This is a genomic window from Enterobacter sp. JS8-1 (genome assembly GCF_049187015.1).
GTDB lineage: Bacteria > Pseudomonadota > Gammaproteobacteria > Enterobacterales > Enterobacteriaceae > Enterobacter > Enterobacter mori.
Genome location: NZ_CP185805.1, coordinates 113,858 through 130,536, shown reverse-complemented (window position 1 = coordinate 130,536; position 16,679 = coordinate 113,858). Strand labels below are relative to the sequence as shown.

The 16,679-nt window shown below is 53.6% G+C and carries 16 protein-coding genes; 11 read left to right on the top strand and 5 right to left on the bottom strand.

Annotated elements, in window-relative coordinates; all coding sequences use genetic code 11:
* Positions 1-3 precede the first annotated feature (3 nt).
* Together grxC and ACOQH0_RS00640 are read right to left on the bottom strand one after the other, a co-directional pair.
* Positions 4-255 (bottom strand): glutaredoxin 3, encoded by a 252-nt coding sequence (gene grxC / locus ACOQH0_RS00645; protein ID WP_010426371.1) that lies wholly within the window; start codon positions 253-255, stop codon positions 4-6.
* A gap of 11 nt (positions 256-266) precedes the next feature.
* Positions 267-698, bottom strand: a complete 432-nt coding sequence (locus tag ACOQH0_RS00640; protein ID WP_010426372.1) for a rhodanese-like domain-containing protein — start codon at positions 696-698, stop codon at positions 267-269.
* A gap of 249 nt (positions 699-947) precedes the next feature.
* Between ACOQH0_RS00640 and gpmM the strand changes: the two genes are divergently transcribed.
* The 5 genes from gpmM to ACOQH0_RS00615 are packed head-to-tail and all read left to right on the top strand — an operon-like array spanning position 948 to position 6,884.
* The gene (gene gpmM, locus ACOQH0_RS00635; protein WP_421511341.1) at positions 948-2,492 is read left to right on the top strand and encodes a 2,3-bisphosphoglycerate-independent phosphoglycerate mutase; all 1,545 of its coding nucleotides are present in this window, start codon (positions 948-950) and stop codon (positions 2,490-2,492) included.
* 33 nt (positions 2,493-2,525) lie between these two features.
* Positions 2,526-3,785 (top strand): murein hydrolase activator EnvC, encoded by a 1,260-nt coding sequence (envC, locus tag ACOQH0_RS00630; RefSeq protein WP_421512393.1) that lies wholly within the window; start codon positions 2,526-2,528, stop codon positions 3,783-3,785.
* A gap of 3 nt (positions 3,786-3,788) precedes the next feature.
* Entirely contained in the window at positions 3,789-4,739 is a 951-nt protein-coding gene (locus tag ACOQH0_RS00625) for a divergent polysaccharide deacetylase family protein (RefSeq protein ID WP_089598268.1), read from the top strand.
* Positions 4,740-4,748: 9 nt separating this feature from the next.
* Entirely contained in the window at positions 4,749-5,954 is a 1,206-nt protein-coding gene (locus ACOQH0_RS00620) for a glycosyltransferase (protein ID WP_421511340.1), read from the top strand.
* A 15-nt stretch (positions 5,955-5,969) separates the two neighbouring features.
* Entirely contained in the window at positions 5,970-6,884 is a 915-nt protein-coding gene (locus tag ACOQH0_RS00615; RefSeq protein ID WP_237845266.1) for a hypothetical protein, read from the top strand.
* A 27-nt stretch (positions 6,885-6,911) separates the two neighbouring features.
* On the opposite strand, the gene tdh is transcribed toward ACOQH0_RS00615, so the two are convergent.
* Both tdh and kbl read right to left on the bottom strand, forming a co-directional pair.
* Entirely contained in the window at positions 6,912-7,940 is a 1,029-nt protein-coding gene (gene tdh / locus ACOQH0_RS00610) for an L-threonine 3-dehydrogenase (RefSeq protein ID WP_042717745.1), read from the bottom strand.
* A 9-nt stretch (positions 7,941-7,949) separates the two neighbouring features.
* On the bottom strand, positions 7,950-9,146 hold the full coding sequence (gene kbl / locus ACOQH0_RS00605) for a glycine C-acetyltransferase (protein ID WP_010426385.1): 1,197 nt from the start codon (positions 9,144-9,146) through the stop codon (positions 7,950-7,952).
* 215 nt (positions 9,147-9,361) lie between these two features.
* On the opposite strand from kbl, the gene rfaD reads away from it, so the two are divergent.
* The 6 genes from rfaD to ACOQH0_RS00575 are packed head-to-tail and all read left to right on the top strand — an operon-like array spanning position 9,362 to position 15,556.
* On the top strand, positions 9,362-10,294 hold the full coding sequence (rfaD, locus tag ACOQH0_RS00600) for an ADP-glyceromanno-heptose 6-epimerase (protein WP_008502707.1): 933 nt from the start codon (positions 9,362-9,364) through the stop codon (positions 10,292-10,294).
* A 2-nt stretch (positions 10,295-10,296) separates the two neighbouring features.
* The gene (gene rfaF, locus ACOQH0_RS00595; RefSeq protein WP_010426390.1) at positions 10,297-11,343 is read left to right on the top strand and encodes an ADP-heptose--LPS heptosyltransferase RfaF; all 1,047 of its coding nucleotides are present in this window, start codon (positions 10,297-10,299) and stop codon (positions 11,341-11,343) included.
* 3 nt (positions 11,344-11,346) lie between these two features.
* Complete coding sequence (gene rfaC, locus ACOQH0_RS00590; protein WP_218308869.1) at positions 11,347-12,330, top strand: lipopolysaccharide heptosyltransferase RfaC; 984 nt, start codon at positions 11,347-11,349, stop codon at positions 12,328-12,330.
* 3 nt (positions 12,331-12,333) lie between these two features.
* A complete protein-coding gene (locus tag ACOQH0_RS00585) occupies positions 12,334-13,443 on the top strand; it encodes a glycosyltransferase family 9 protein (RefSeq protein ID WP_421511339.1) in 1,110 nt (369 codons plus the stop codon).
* A 5-nt stretch (positions 13,444-13,448) separates the two neighbouring features.
* Positions 13,449-14,357, top strand: coding sequence for a glycosyltransferase family 2 protein (locus tag ACOQH0_RS00580; RefSeq protein ID WP_421511338.1), 909 nt, complete (start codon positions 13,449-13,451; stop codon positions 14,355-14,357).
* On the top strand, positions 14,345-15,556 hold the full coding sequence (locus tag ACOQH0_RS00575) for an O-antigen ligase family protein (protein ID WP_421511337.1): 1,212 nt from the start codon (positions 14,345-14,347) through the stop codon (positions 15,554-15,556). Before ACOQH0_RS00580 ends, ACOQH0_RS00575 begins: the two co-directional genes overlap by 13 nt.
* 23 nt (positions 15,557-15,579) lie before the next feature.
* Here the strand turns inward: ACOQH0_RS00575 and ACOQH0_RS00570 are convergent, their stop codons facing one another.
* The gene (locus ACOQH0_RS00570; protein WP_421511336.1) at positions 15,580-16,536 is read right to left on the bottom strand and encodes a polysaccharide deacetylase family protein; all 957 of its coding nucleotides are present in this window, start codon (positions 16,534-16,536) and stop codon (positions 15,580-15,582) included.
* Between the last annotated feature and the right edge of the window lie 143 nt (positions 16,537-16,679).

Below are 16,679 nucleotides of genomic sequence, written 5' to 3'. Positions count from 1 at the left end.
CTCTTAGCTCAGCAGCGGATCGAGTCCACCACGGGCGTCGAGCGCATACAAGTCATCACAGCCACCAATGTGCTGCGCATCAATGAAAATCTGCGGAACCGTCGTGCGACCACTGCGTTGGATCATCTCTTCGCGTTTAATCGCGTCACCATCGATCGGCAGTTCCTGGAACGTTACGCCTTTGCTGTTCAGCAGTGCTTTCGCACGGTGGCAGAACGGGCAAGTTGCTTTGGTGTAGATCTCAATATTGGCCATCACTGAACTCCTTATTTACCGCGAACTAAAGGAAGATTTTCCCCGCTCCAGCCGGAAATACCTTCTTTCAGTACCGTTACGTTTTCGAAGCCTGCTTTATGCAGTGCGTTGGCAGATTCCTGCGCCTGCATGCCGGTGCCGTCAACAACGATGATCGGCTGGGCTTTATGTTTTTCCAGCTCACCAATGTTGTTCGCTTTGATTTCAGCAGGCAGCAGGTTAATAGAGCCTGCAATGTGACCTTTGCGGAAATCGTCGCGCTGACGCAAATCGACGACGACGGCGTCTTCTTTGTTGATCAGACGTGTCGCTTCACCGCGGGTGATCACCTTAATTTTAGACGTCAGTCCCTTAAAGGTGGTGAACAGCACAGCGACCAGCAGGCCAATCCACGCGATGCTCAGAACCGGGTGGCGGCTAACGAATTGCATAATTTCTTGCATGGGGGGTAACAACTCCCGACTAAGTGATTAAAAAAAACCAGGACAGGAGTATACCTGTGCGTTGTGGCAAATACAGCCAGCGACAATAAGCTAATCGATTTTCTGCGGCATGCCACGAAAAAAAAGCCTCAAAATGTCCTGGGAAGTGCCTTGCCTCTACGCATTCTTTGATCTTCTGCGGCTATTTGATCGATTCAGCTGTAGTAAAATTACGCAAATTTTTCGTCTCTTGAGCATGAGGTTGTCGCAATGTCGGTTTCTAAAAAACCTATGGTACTGGTGATTCTGGATGGCTATGGCTACCGTGAAGACAGCCAGGATAACGCTATTTTCAACGCCAAAACGCCAGTGATGGATGCACTGTGGGCGAAACGCCCTCATACCCTGATTGACGCGTCTGGCCTGGAAGTGGGCCTGCCGGACCGCCAGATGGGCAACTCCGAAGTCGGTCACGTTAACCTGGGCGCGGGTCGTATCGTGTATCAGGACCTGACGCGCCTGGACGTTGAAATCAAAGAACGCACCTTCTTCTCCAACCCAACGCTCGCAGGTGCGGTAGATAAAGCCGTTGCCGCAGGTAAAGCCGTGCACATTATGGGCCTGCTCTCTGCAGGCGGCGTGCACAGCCACGAAGATCACATCATGGCTATGGTTGAACTGGCCGCCGAGCGCGGTGCGGAAAAAATCTATCTGCACGCTTTCCTGGACGGCCGCGATACGCCGCCACGCAGCGCAAAAGGCTCTCTGCAAGCCTTCGAAGAGAAATTCGCCGCACTGGGCAAAGGCCGCGTGGCGTCCATCATTGGTCGTTACTACGCGATGGACCGCGACAACCGCTGGGATCGCGTTGAACAGGCCTATGACCTGATGACCCTGGCAAAAGGTGAATTCCAGTTCGCGACCGCCGTTGAAGCACTGGAAGCCGCTTACGCACGCGATGAAAACGATGAATTCGTGAAAGCATCCGTCATTCGCGCCGAAGGCCAGGCTGATGCCGCCATGGAAGATGGCGACGCGCTGATCTTCATGAACTTCCGTGCTGACCGCGCGCGTGAAATCACCCGTGCATTCGTGAACAGCGACTTCGACGGTTTCGCCCGCAAGAAAGTGGTGAAACTGGACTTCATCCAGCTGACTGAATACGCCGCAGACATCAAAGCACCTTGCGCGTATCCGCCAGCATCTCTGGCAAACACCTTCGGCGAGTGGATGGCGAAGAACGACAAAACGCAGCTGCGTATCTCTGAAACCGAAAAATACGCGCACGTGACCTTCTTCTTCAACGGCGGCGTTGAAGAGCCATTCAAAGGTGAAGATCGCATTCTGATCAACTCGCCGAAAGTCGCTACCTACGATCTGCAGCCAGAGATGAGCTCGGCAGAATTGACTGAAAAACTGGTTGCGGCCATCAAGAGCGGTAAGTACGACACCATCATCTGTAACTACCCGAATGGTGACATGGTGGGCCACACCGGCGTGATGGAAGCAGCGGTTAAAGCAGTTGAAGCGCTGGACAACTGTGTTGAGCAGGTAGCAAAAGCCGTTGAATCTGTGGGTGGCCAGCTGCTGATCACCGCTGACCACGGTAACGCAGAGCAAATGCGCGACCCGGCGACCGGCCAGGCACACACCGCGCACACTAACCTGCCTGTTCCGCTGATTTATGTGGGTGATAAATCACTGAAAGCAGTGGAAGGCGGCAAGCTTTCCGACATCGCGCCAACCATGTTGACGCTGATGGGCATGCCGATCCCTGAAGAGATGACTGGTAAGCCGCTGTTCATCGTGGAATAATCGCTCCCCATGAGGGGAAAGGCGATTTTTTCAATCACATGGGTCGTGAAGCCGCTTAGGTTATCAGTCAGACCTCTGTTTTACGCCAGCGCACTCAGCGCTGGCGTATTGCTGTGCGCCGCATCCGCCCACGCGGATGACCGCGACCAGCTGAAATCCATTCAGGCCGATATCGCCGCCAAAGAGCGTGCGGTACGCCAGCAACAGCAACAGCGTTCCTCGCTTCTAGCCCAGCTTAAGCAGCAGGAAGAGGCGATCTCCGCCGCCGCACGCAAACTCCGCGAAACGCAAAACACCCTCGCCCAGTTGAACAAACAGATCGGTGAGATGAACGCATCGATAGCCAAACTGGAACGCCAGCGTGATGCCCAGGAACGTAATCTTGCCGCACAGCTTGATGCCGCGTTTCGTCAGGGTGAACACACTGGCCTCCAGCTGATCCTCAGCGGGGAAGAGAGCCAGCGCGGCCAGCGTCTGCAGGCCTATTTTGGCTACCTGAACCAGGCGCGTCAGGAGACGATCGCGCAGTTGAAGCAGACGCGCGAAGAGGTCACCACTCAGAAAGCCGAGCTGGAAGAGAAGCAGACCCAGCAGCAGACGTTGCTCTACGATCAGCAGGCCCAGCAGGCGAAGCTGGAGCAGGCGCGCAACGAGCGTAAGAAAACCCTGTCCGGCCTTGAGTCTTCCATTCAGGAAGGTCAGAGCCAGCTGAGCGAAATGCGCGCTAACGAATCGAAACTGCGTAACAGCATTGCGCGAGCAGAAGCCGCGGCGAAAGCGCGCGCGGAAAAAGAGGCGCGCGAGGCGCAGGCCGTTCGCAACAAGCAGCAGGAAGCGTCCCGAAAAGGTACGACCTACAAACCAAGCGAAAGCGAACGTTCTCTGATGTCGCGCACCGGCGGTTTAGGCTCGCCTCGCGGCCAGGCTTACTGGCCGGTTCGCGGTTCCATTCTGCATCGCTATGGCGAACAGCTGCAGGGTGAACTACGTTGGAAAGGGATCGTTATCGGTGCGTCTGAAGGCAGCGAAGTGAAAGCCATCGCCGATGGCCGCGTGATCCTGGCCGACTGGCTGCAGGGTTACGGGCTGGTCGTGGTGGTCGAACACGGTAAAGGCGACATGAGCCTTTACGGCTACAACCAGAGCGCGCTGGTCAGCGTCGGCACTCAGGTGCGCGCAGGTCAACCCATCGCCCTTGTGGGCAGCAGTGGCGGTCAGGGCCGCCCGTCACTCTATTTCGAAATTCGTCGCCAGGGTCAGGCGGTCAATCCACAGCCGTGGTTGGGAAGATAAGTTTTGCTTCAATTTCGTCGAATGATTCTCTCCGTCGCCAGCGCACTGGCGCTGGCTGCACCGGTATACGCAGGCAAACTCGCTATTGTCATTGATGACTTCGGTTATCGTCCGCACTATGAAAATCAGGTGCTGGCGATGCCGTCAGCGATCTCCGTTGCGGTCCTCCCCAATGCGCCTCACGCGCGGGAAATGGCGACCAAGGCCCATAACAGCGGTCATCAGGTCCTGATCCACCTGCCAATGGCACCGCTTAGCAAACAGCCGCTGGAAAAAGACACGCTTCGTCCGGACATGAGCAGCGATGAGATCGACCGCATCATCCGCGACGCCTACAATAAAGTGCCGTATGCCGTCGGCCTGAATAACCACATGGGCAGCGCGATGACGTCCAGCCTGTACGGAATGCTGAAAGTGATGCAGTCGCTGGAGCGCTACAACCTCTATTTCCTCGACAGCATGACCATCGGCAACAGCCAGGCCCTGCGAGCCTCTCAGGGAACCGGCGTGAAGGTGATCAAGCGCAAGGTGTTCCTGGATGACACGCAAAATGAAGCGGATATTCGGGTGCAGTTTAATCGTGCTGTACAGCTAGCCCGCCGCAACGGCTCAGCCATTGCCATCGGCCATCCGCATCCTTCAACGGTGCGCGTGCTGCAACAAATGCTGCCGACCTTACCTGCTGATATCACGCTGGTGCGGCCGAGCGATCTACTCAATGAACCGCAGGTGGATACGTCTCGTCCTGGCAGCGCACAGCCGCCAGCAACGCAGCCGCGTAATCCGTTCAGCGGCGTAAAAAACTGCAAGCCAAAACGGCCGCTTGAACCGGTGCATGCAACCCGCTTCTTCACAGTAATTAGCGAAAGCGTGAGCCAGAGTACGCTGGTGCAATATTTCCAGCATCAGTGGCAAGGTTGGGGTAAAAAGCCCTTCCCCGCGACAGGTGACTAAGGTAGAAAGATGCCGCAACGACACAAAATCCTGCTCCTCGATACCGGTAAAGAATGGGGAGGAGGCACCAACAGCATGCTCGAACTTCTGAAGCGCATTAATCGCGAGAAGTTTGATATCACCTGTTGTTTTTACTCCGACTACAGCCGGGCCGAAGGGCAAACCATCGGTCAGGTGTTGAATGGCATTGGCATCCCGTTAATTGTCATCCCTCAGCATAAGCAGCCCGCGTGGGCGAAGATTGCAAAAGAACTGGGTCGCAGCCTGCTTTTCTTCTCGCGCAGCGGCCGCAAGGCCGTCACGCGCCATATCGATACGCTCTGGCGTATTCGCCCCAACGTCAGCAAAATCGAGACGATTTTCAGGGAAGGCGGTTTCGATACGCTGTACATGAACAACCAGCCAGGCTCTAACGAAGAGGGTTACCTGGCGGGAGCTAAACTGCGTGCGCGGATCATCCAGCACTGCCGCATTGAACCGGTGCTGACGCCGCCGCTGGTAAAGCTGGTGAATGCCCATGCCACAAAAATCATCGCCGTCTCGCACGGCGTTGAGCGCGTGTTACTTCAGCATGGCGTCCGGCCTGAGCTGTGCACAACGGTCAACAATGCCATCGACATCCACCAGCCTTTACCGGATCGACGCGCCATGCGTCGTCGCCTGAACATTGATGACGATACGTTTGTCTTTGGCAGCATTGGATCGTTAATTCCTCGCAAAGCCAACCACCACACGCTGGCGGCGCTGGCACAGTTTAGCCGCAGGGAACCCGACGCAAAATGGAAGATGGTGCTGGTGGGTGAAGGTGCGGAGCGTGCCGCATTAACCGCGCAAGCCAAAGAATTGGGCATTGAGAACAACGTGATTTTCACGGGCTTCCAGAATACGCCATTTGACTACCTTGCCACGTTTGACGCGTTTATACTCGCCTCAAAAAGCGAAGGGCTGCCTCGCGTAGTGCTGGAAGCGATGCTGCTTAAAATCCCTGTTATTGGCTCTCAGGTGACGGGTACGGCTGAATTGATTGATCATGAGTCAACGGGGCTGCTCTTCCCCTGGAGCGATGTTTCACAGCTTGCTCAGCATCTGAATAATATCTGGACGAATGCAGACCTGCGGGCTCGACTGGCTGCGGCTGCATACCAGAACGTCTGCCATACCTACGCTATCGAAAACTATGTCAGCGGTGTCGAAGCCGTTCTTGGCGCGCACTAACCAAACGAGAAGAACATGTTTAAATTCCTGAATGCTCGCTACCGCCACATCACCGGGCGACATAACATTCCGTACGCTTCCCTTCCGGTCACGCGCGATCTCGTTGCGGTGGATTCCATCGTGATCCCGTGTACGGGCGCAGATTTCGTCGAAGAAGCGTTATTGTCAGCGACGTTTGCAGAACGTTACGCCACTGCCGTCAGCGAGATCGTCATCGTCAGCGATCAGCCTGAATCCGCCTTCGGGGTACTGCCGCCGAAAACCCGCGTAGTGACGCTGAATCTTCCGGTTCGTGAGGAAGGTTACCGCTATAAGCAGATCTACCTCAGCCGTCTGGTGAAGCTTAACGCCCCGCTGCAGGCGCGCGGTGAAGGCGTATTGATGATCGACTCCGATCTCAACCTGCTCAAGATGCCCGAGATCAACATGGCCGACATGCACATCTACTCCAGCTTCCGTCAGGGCAAAATGATTGCCAAGCTGGACGGCGCGCCAGCGGAGAAAGTGCCAGCGTATTACAAGGAGACGGTGCGTCCGTATCTGGTCGATCACGTTAACGGCGCGTTTCTTGCGGCAACCAAAAAAACCTGGCGCCGCATCTGCCCGCTGTGGCTGACGCTGTTCCAGGATACCTGGGAGCTGATGGACGACACGCAGCCGCCGACCGATCAGCTGCCGCTCGCCGCGCTGCTGGACATGCTGGATGTAAAAACGGTTAACCTGGGTGACTGGATGAACTGGCCGGTCTCCAAGAAGATCGGTGGTCAGGAAGCCGTTGTACCGAAAGAGGTGATTGGCGCGCACGGCGGTTTCCCTCTCTCCGAATGGCAGAAATATCTTGAATCGCCGGATAACGCGCTGCTGTTCAAAGGTCAGGACTACACCCGCAAGGTGCGTTACCTGACGGACGAAGAGAAAAAAAATCAGTGAAAAAAGGGGCCGCAGGCCCCTTTTTGATTACTTATCCCAGCTCAGGATCACTTTCCCTGACTGGCCGGAACGCATCGCGTCGAAGCCCTGCTGGAACTCATCGATGGAGAAACGGTGAGTAATAATCGGGGACAGATCCAGACCGGACTGGATCAGCGCCGCCATCTTGTACCAGGTCTCGAACATCTCGCGGCCATAGATACCCTTGATGAACAGCCCCTTGAAGATGACTTTGTTCCAGTCGATGGACATATCTGACGGCGGAATACCCAGCATCGCGATACGGCCACCGTGGTTCATGGTGTCGAGCATGGTGCGGAACGCCGGTGGCGCGCCAGACATCTCCAGACCCACATCAAAGCCTTCGGTCATGCCCAACTCTTCCATCACGTCGGTCAGGCTCTCTTTCGAGACATCCACCGCGCGGGTAACGCCCATCTTACGCGCCAGCGACAGACGGTATTCGTTCACGTCGGTGATCACCACGTTGCGCGCCCCTACGTGCTTCGCTACGGCTGCCGCCATAATGCCGATGGGACCCGCGCCGGAGACCAGCACGTCTTCACCCACCAGGTCGAAGGAGAGCGCCGTGTGTACCGCGTTGCCGAACGGGTCGAAGATGGAGGCCAGATCGTCAGAGATGTTGTCCGGGATTTTGAACGCGTTAAACGCCGGGATCACCAGATATTCCGCGAAGCAGCCCGGACGGTTGACGCCCACGCCGACGGTGTTGCGGCACAGGTGCGTACGTCCGCCGCGGCAGTTACGGCAGTGGCCGCAGGTAATATGGCCTTCGCCAGAAACGCGATCGCCAATTTTGAAGCCTTTCACTTCCTGGCCGATACCGACCACTTCGCCGACGTATTCGTGACCGACAACCATCGGTACCGGAATGGTTTTCTGCGACCATTGGTCCCAGTTATAGATGTGAACGTCAGTGCCGCAGATGGCTGTTTTACGAATTTTGATCAGCAGATCGTTATGACCGACTTCCGGCTCCGGCACGTCAGTCATCCAAATCCCTTCTTCCGCTTTCAGTTTGGATAACGCTTTCATCACACGTCCTCAGGCAATTACGCCCAGCTGTTTGCCGATGCGGGTAAAGGCTTCCACCGCACGCTCAATTTGTTCAGGCGAATGCGCCGCAGACATCTGGGTGCGGATACGCGCCTGACCTTTTGGCACCACCGGGAAGAAGAACCCGGTGACGTAAATCCCTTCTTTCTGCAGCTCGCGGGCAAACTTCTGCGCAACGACCGCATCGCCCAGCATGACCGGAATGATCGCGTGGTCAGCACCGGCCAGGGTGAAGCCTGCGGCGCTCATTTTTTCACGGAACAGACGGGCGTTGGACCACAGGCGGTCGCGCAGCTCAGCGCCGGACTCCACCATCTCCAGCACTTTGATGGAGGCAGAAACAATCGCCGGTGCCAGGGAGTTGGAGAACAGATACGGGCGAGAGCGCTGGCGCAGCCACTCCACCACCTCTTTGCGCGCGGCGGTGTAGCCGCCAGATGCGCCGCCGAGCGCTTTGCCCAACGTACCGGTGATGATGTCCACGCGGCCCATCACGTCGCAGTATTCGTGCGAGCCGCGGCCGTTTTCGCCGACAAAGCCGACCGCGTGAGAGTCATCGACCATCACCAGCGCGTCGTATTTATCCGCCAGGTCGCACACGCCCTTCAGGTTAGCGATCACGCCGTCCATGGAGAACACGCCGTCGGTGGCGATCAGTACGTGGCGAGCTCCCGCTTCACGAGCCTCTTTCAGGCGCGCTTCCAGCTCAACCATGTCGTTGTTGGCGTAGCGGAAACGCTTCGCTTTACACAGGCGTACGCCGTCGATGATGGAGGCGTGGTTCAGGGCGTCGGAGATAATCGCATCTTCTGCGCCAAGCAGGGTCTCAAACAGACCGCCGTTAGCGTCGAAGCAGGAGGAGTACAGAATCGCGTCTTCCATTCCGAGGAAGCTCGCCAGCTTTTGCTCAAGCTGCTTATGGCTGTCCTGCGTACCGCAGATAAAGCGTACGGAGGCCATGCCGAAACCGTGGGTGTCCATGCCGTTTTTTGCAGCGGCAATCAGCTCAGGGTGATTCGCAAGACCCAGGTAGTTGTTCGCACAAAAGTTGATCACATGGCTGCCGTCGGCAACGGTGATGTCCGCCTGCTGAGCAGACGTGATAATACGCTCTTCCTTGAACAACCCTTCCGCACGTGCGGTGTCGAGGTCGCTGTTTAACTGTTTGTAAAAATCACCACGCATTGCAATTCTCCAGACTCGGCAAATTTCGGCACATATTACCCAAACCTATAGTTCATGACGAGATGACGCAGTATCTCTTCTCGTTTTTGCAGCATAAATCACGTGTAACCCTGCTGCATATCGGTGAATGGCTGAAGGGTCGGCATACTAATGATATGATATGAATATTAGCGTCCGGGATTGTCCCCGGGCTCCACACTTCAAAGGTTACAGTTATGATCATCGTTACCGGCGGCGCGGGCTTTATCGGCAGCAATATTGTTAAGGCCCTCAATGACAAAGGCATCACCGACATCCTGGTGGTGGACAACCTGAAAGACGGCACCAAGTTCGTTAACCTGGTGGATCTGAACATCGCTGACTACATGGATAAAGAAGACTTCCTTATCCAGATTATGGCGGGTGAAGAGTTCGGCGAGATCGAAGCCATCTTCCATGAAGGTGCGTGCTCCTCCACCACCGAGTGGGACGGCAAGTACATGATGGACAACAACTATCAGTACTCCAAAGAGATCCTGCACTACTGCCTGGAGCGTGAAATTCCGTTCCTGTATGCCTCTTCCGCGGCAACCTACGGCGGCCGCACCTCTGACTTCATCGAATCGCGCGAGTACGAGCAGCCGCTGAACGTCTACGGTTACTCTAAGTTCCTGTTCGACGAATACGTGCGTCAGGTTCTGCCAGAAGCGAACTCGCAGATCGTCGGCTTCCGCTACTTCAACGTTTACGGGCCGCGCGAAGGCCACAAAGGCAGCATGGCAAGCGTGGCGTTCCACCTGAACACCCAGTTGAATAACGGCGAAAGTCCAAAACTGTTTGAAGGCAGCGACGGTTTCAAGCGTGACTTCGTCTACGTAGGCGACGTTGCAGCCGTAAACCTGTGGTTCTGGGAAAACGGCGTGTCCGGTATCTTCAACCTGGGCACCGGCCGCGCGGAATCCTTCCAGGCGGTGGCAGACGCGACGCTGGCGTACCACAAGAAAGGCAGCATTGAGTACATTCCGTTCCCGGATAAGCTGAAAGGCCGTTATCAGGCGTTCACGCAGGCGGACCTGACCAACCTGCGCGCCGCAGGCTACGACAAGCCGTTCAAGACCGTTGCCGAAGGCGTAACGGAATATATGGCCTGGCTGAACCGCGACGCATAAGTATGAAGATTCTGGTGATCGGCCCGTCATGGGTGGGCGACATGATGATGTCGCAAAGTCTCTATCGCACGCTCAAGGCGCGTTATCCCCAGGCGATAATCGACGTGATGGCACCCGCATGGTGCCGTCCGCTGTTGTCGCGTATGCCGGAAGTGAACGAGGCGATCCCGATGCCACTCGGCCACGGGGCGCTGGAAATCGGTGAACGCCGCAAGCTTGGCCACAGCCTTCGAGAGAAGCGCTATGACCGCGCGTTCGTGCTGCCAAACTCCTTTAAGTCCGCCCTCGTGCCTTTCTTTGCGGGCATTCCGCACCGTACCGGCTGGCGCGGTGAAATGCGCTATGGCCTGCTGAACGACGCGCGGGTGCTGGATAAAGAGGCCTGGCCGCTGATGGTGGAGCGCTACGTGGCGCTGGCCTACGACAAAGGGGTGATGCGCAGCGCGAAAGACCTGCCGCAGCCGCTGCTCTGGCCACAGCTTCAGGTTAACGACGGGGAAAAATCCCACACCTGCAATGCGTTTGGACTTTCATCCGAACGCCCGATGATTGGCTTCTGCCCCGGTGCAGAGTTCGGTCCGGCGAAACGCTGGCCGCACTATCACTACGCCGAACTGGCGAAACAGCTGATCGACGAAGGCTACCAGATTGTGTTGTTTGGCTCGGCGAAAGATCACGAGGCGGGTAACGAAATTCTCGCCACGCTGAGCAACGAGCAGCAGGCCTGGTGCCGCAATCTGGCTGGCGAAACGCAGCTTGAGCAGGCGGTTATTTTGATCGCCGCCTGTAAGGCCGTGGTCAGCAACGACTCTGGCCTGATGCACGTGGCCGCCGCGCTGGACCGCCCGCTGGTGGCGCTATATGGCCCAAGCAGCCCAGACTTCACGCCGCCGCTGTCGCATAAAGCGCGCGTCATTCGTCTCATCACCGGCTACCACAAGGTGCGTAAAGGTGATGCTGCTGAGGGTTATCATCAGAGCCTGATCGACATTACGCCAGAGCGCGTCCTTGAGGAACTCAACGCCCTGCTGTTGAGCGAAGAAGGATAACGAATGCGGGTATTGATCGTTAAAACGTCTTCAATGGGTGATGTTCTGCATACGCTGCCGTCGCTGACGGACGCCATGCGGGCCATTCCCGGCATTCGTTTCGACTGGGTGGTGGAAGAAGGCTTCGCGCAGATCCCCACCTGGCATGAAGCGGTAGATCGCGTGATCCCGGTGGCGATTCGCCGCTGGCGCAAAGCGTGGTTCTCCGCCCCCATTAAAGCCGAGCGCAAAGCCTTTCGCGATGCGGTACAGGCTCAGCGTTACGATGCCATCATCGACGCGCAGGGACTGGTCAAAAGCGCCGCGCTGGTGACACGTCTGGCGCACGGCGTAAAGCACGGTATGGACTGGCACACCGCCCGCGAACCGCTGGCAAGCCTGTTCTATAACCGTCGCCACCACATTGCAAAACAGCAGCACGCCGTCGAACGCACCCGGGAGCTGTTCGCGAAAAGCCTCGGCTTTGCGAAACCCGACGCTCAGGGCGATTACACCATTGCGCAGCATTTTTTACGCAATACAGCCCTCTCCACTCAGCCTTATCTTGTCTTCCTGCATGCCACAACGCGCGACGATAAGCACTGGCCGGAAACGCACTGGCGAAGGCTGATTGAACTAATGCAACCTTGCGGTATCCATATTAAACTCCCGTGGGGCGCTGAACATGAACGACAGCGTGCGGAGCGTCTGGCCGCAGGATTTTCGCATGTTGAGGTTTTGCCTAAACTCACGCTGGCACAGGTTGCTGCGCAGTTAGCGGGAGCGAATGCTGTCGTTTCCGTTGATACGGGATTAAGCCATTTAACCGCTGCGCTGGATCGTCCAAATCTGACGATTTTTGGCCCGACCGATCCGGGTTTGATTGGGGGTTACGGTAAAAACCAGCATCAGATGGTCAGCCCGACTCAGCAAACAAAGGATATTAGCGCAGATGCTATTTTTTCATTTTTACAGGGCAGCCACTGGCTTTCCAACAGGGATATTTAACCCATGAGTTATGTATTTCTGCTGATTTTACTCTTTCCGGTGAAGCTCATCCGGAAGCTGTTTCGCAAGGACACAGGTAAAAACCTTGTCATTCAAACAGCCAAAATCGGTGACTTTGTTAATGCTACGCCCCTCCTGGCGTACCTGCAAAAAAGCGATGTGCTTATCAGTCGCAGCGTGGGTGCGCTGGCGAAGCATGATGACACTATCGAGCAGATTTATTTTATCGAGCAGCATAAGCGCAATCTGTGGCGTAAGCTCTGCTTTGCCTGCAGGATTATGAATCGCTATGACAACGTGTATCTCCTGCAACCCAACAGCGTAAACCTCTTTTTCGCCTCCGTCTGTAATGCAAAAAACAAACAATTTTTAAGCACTTATACGCGCAGATGGTATCACGGCATTTTCTATACCACGGCTGACGGTACCGTTGAGCATGGTAAACAAACGTTATCGGTCACAAACTATCTAAAGCTGGCGGACCGCTCGCTTACGTGGCAAGACTGCCCAAAGCACGCTACAAAGCCACTTTTTAAGCCCCAGACCTGGCCGGAAATCCTTGATAAACCCGGCGTTATCCGCATCGGCATCAGTATCGCCGCCGGGAATAAAGCGAAAACCGTCCCGCCCATTATCTGGAAGCGAATTGTTGAGCATCTCGCTGACCTGCCCTGCGAGTTTTATGTATTTGGTGCGCCCAATGAGCAGCCGTGGATGGATGATATCACCCGTGCTTATGGTGAAATGCCCAATTTCACCAACCTCATCGGGCAAATTTCCCTTGAAGAGCTTCCCTGGGCGATTTCAAAGATGGATTGCTATATCGCATCGGATTCGGGGAACGTTTATATTGCCGACGCGGTAGGTGTGCCGGTGGTGTTGCTGTTTGGACCATGCTGTCACCATGAACAGCGTCCGCTTGGCAGTGTGTTGTTGATTGGTAATGACGACAATATTTGTTCTTATGTGTTTGAAACACGTTATTATTTTTCACAAGAACGCGAAGCGTTATTCGCGGTAACAGAAGACGCACTACGCGAGCTTAAACATTTTATCTGCGAGTTACCTAACGTTAACGCAACCACCTATGCTATTGATGCTCAAGGAAACTAATTTCTATGGCTTTTCTTAGCGTCATTATTGCCGCGCATAACGCCGAAGATACGCTTCATGCTACGTTAGAAAGCCTGCACGCCGCGATGGATAATGCGGGCGATGCTGTTGAAGTCATTATCTTTAATGACAGTTCCGATGATGCCACACAGGATATTATCGAGAAATGGTTGCCTGCGTTCCCACACGCGCAATCCCGGTACGTTGAGTACCGTAACGTCGGCCATGTTCGGAACAGTGCAGTGTCTCTGGCATCAGGCGATTACATCACGATGCTGGATAGTGATGATCGACTGAAGCCTTGCAGCCTCAGGGACGCAGTGGCTTTTTTAAAAGCACAGCGTCCAGATATGCTACTGACGCGCTTGCTGGAAACTCGTGATATCAGGAAAATCACCGCATTCTGGCAGGGCTTTACGCCCGTCTCTTTTTCACAGAATGAGGCGATAAAGCGTTTCTTGCAGCATAAAGCGTTTCAGGCACATCTCATCGGTCAATTTATTCATCGGAAGTTGTACGAGAGCAACCCTATTCCCTCGATGGTCTGTTACGAAGACTTTGCGGTATTTCCTGCCATGCTCATGCAGGCAGAAAAAATCTGCTATCAACGCCAGGGCCATTACTATTACATCAAACGTAGCGAAAGTTTGTCGAGTCGTCTCGACGCCAGTAAAATCACGACACTTGTTGAATGTACATTAATGATGGAAAAAACGTTTCCGCAAGCGTTTAAAAATCTGATTAATTGTCACTGGTTTGATATTTACAGTAACCATCGGCAACACCTTACCGATCAACAGCTCACATTCGTTAAATCACGGGTAAATGCGCTTTATTCGCTGTCATTTTTCTTATCCAGCGATGTTCGTTTCAGCTATAAAAAAAGGGTTATTGAGGCATTATGGAAAAAGTAAAGTTAAGACTTTATCAGTTAACACTAGTATTGAGCCTTATCTCTTTAGCTCTGGTACTTGTTAACTCTGGGAAGCAAAGAGAGTTTTTCTATATTGCTATCTATATCAGTATAGTCGGTTTAGCATTTGAATATAAAAAAATATTCTGGCGTCCTTTTAGCATAGCTTATCCTGTAATGTTAGTAGGGTTACTTAATCTAATTTGGTATTTTACTTATGAAATACACAATGAGGGCCTTAATGCTTACAGTGATTATCTTGGAGCCAGTAAAAAATTAATTCTATCCAGTCTCTTAATCTTTTATCTTGACCGTTTTAAAAGTTACGTAAAAAAAGAAGATTTTGAGAAATATTTTTTAGTCACAACGGCATTCGGTTTTATCCTGGCTACAGGCTATGGTATTTATCAGGCTACACAAGGGATTATTCGTGTAGAGATGGCTATAAATCGCCCAACTATCGCAGCTTATATTTACTCTGTTCTATCATTAGCACTTGTATATTGCTTGTACCTTAAGAAAAAGGTGACATTTTATGTTTTGGCGGGCTTCGTCGTCTTAATATCGTTCTTCCTGATTCTATTGACTGCCACGCGCGCCGCCATGGGACTTTATCTCATACTGGCTATTTTTCTCACCCTCTATCAGTTCAGAAAAATACATTTTAATTCCTTGATGATTTTTTTATGCATAGTTGCAGGCATCATTATTGTTAGTTACAAGCCGCTCATCTCCCCTAAAATAAAACAAACAGTAAGTGAAATAGAGAATTATCAGAAAGGTCATGATGCAACTTCCTTGGGTGCTCGTTTTTCAATGTGGAATGTAGGCCTTATGACTGGCATTGCGCATCCACTGGGACAGTCCATTAAAAGTAGGGAGTTGTGGGCTCGGGATTACGTCAAAAATGGTCATTCTCATGTAGCAGCAGCGCTTGGTTACATTAAAATTCATTTGCATAATGAATTCATAGAGAGATTTTCACTGCAGGGAATCCCAGGGGTTGTAATATTGTGTTTCTTCTTTTTTTCCGTCATCGCTTATGCGATGAGAAATAAAAATGGCCTACTGCTGACAACCATGCTCCTGCTTTTACTGTATGGCCTGACCGACGTTATATTGTTGAGCTCAGAAGCCTTGATCTTCTTTGTTACTCTGTTTGCGTTGAGTACACCCTTTTCGCAAACCAGACAACGCTGATGATAATGCCCGCTACGCGGGCATTAATTTTTTTTGTACTGATAAAACTCCGCCAGCGTCATCCCTACGGTTTTATCTGACAACCACGTAAACAGCGCTTCCAGATCGCGATACAAGTCCTCAATCGCCGCTTCATCCTTAAACGTGGGGCTCCCGCCAGGCATAAACTCAGATGAATGAAGCATAAACTCCACGTAATCATTCCCCTGCGATAAGCACTGTTGCGCGACCTGAATCATCTGCGCGGGGTTCCCACCAGACGGTCGTAGCCAGTTCACGGACGGTGAGCGATATTTACCGCGAAGACGATCGTAGCCCTGCTTGACGGTATTCAACCAGGCCGGGTGTTTATACTGAATACTCATCGGGACTTCGAGTAGCGGGCTATTACCCGCCCGGGAAATATCATCCGTGTCCATGAAATAGGCATGGTCAGGGAAATGCTGATAATTCGTTCCGCCACTCCCCTGCGGGGCACCTTTCGCGTTGCGCCAGTTCACGCGCGGCGTAACGGAACAATCAACCTGATAGCCCAGTTCAATAAGCAATTTGGCATAGCGGCTATCAAAGGCCCAGCGCCCGGCACGATGGCTCAGCATTTTGGTCTGGAAGGTCTCTTCCAGCAGGCGGGTCATGAAGAGCACTTTTTCGCGCATCATCTCGTCTGAAAACTCAATCAGATACGGCTGCCAGCGCCAGTCATCACCCGTGAGATCGTGCTCCGGCGGGCTATTCCAGGCATGCAGGTGCATACCCACTTCCCCCTGACCGCGAGCAATAACGTCCCTTGCGAATTCAATGAAAACGGGCTCGATTGCCATCTCATAGTTTGTCAGCCAGACGGGCTTAAAACCAAAACGTTCGCAAAGCGCCTGAAAGCGCGCCAGGTAGCGTGCGTTTTCCGTTTTAATCACCCGATGGTTTTGCCAGAGATTATCGCCTTCGGTATCGATCGTGATGATAAACGCTGGTTTTTTCATAATGAGTCCATGAGACAAAGTAGTTAGCGCTATGTTACGCACGCCTCAAAGCAGGAGTAAACCCTTCCAGGGAAATTCCTGACATTGTGGAGAAAGAGTGCAAGTCGCTACCAGGTCTATTAGAATTGCCAACAGTACAACGC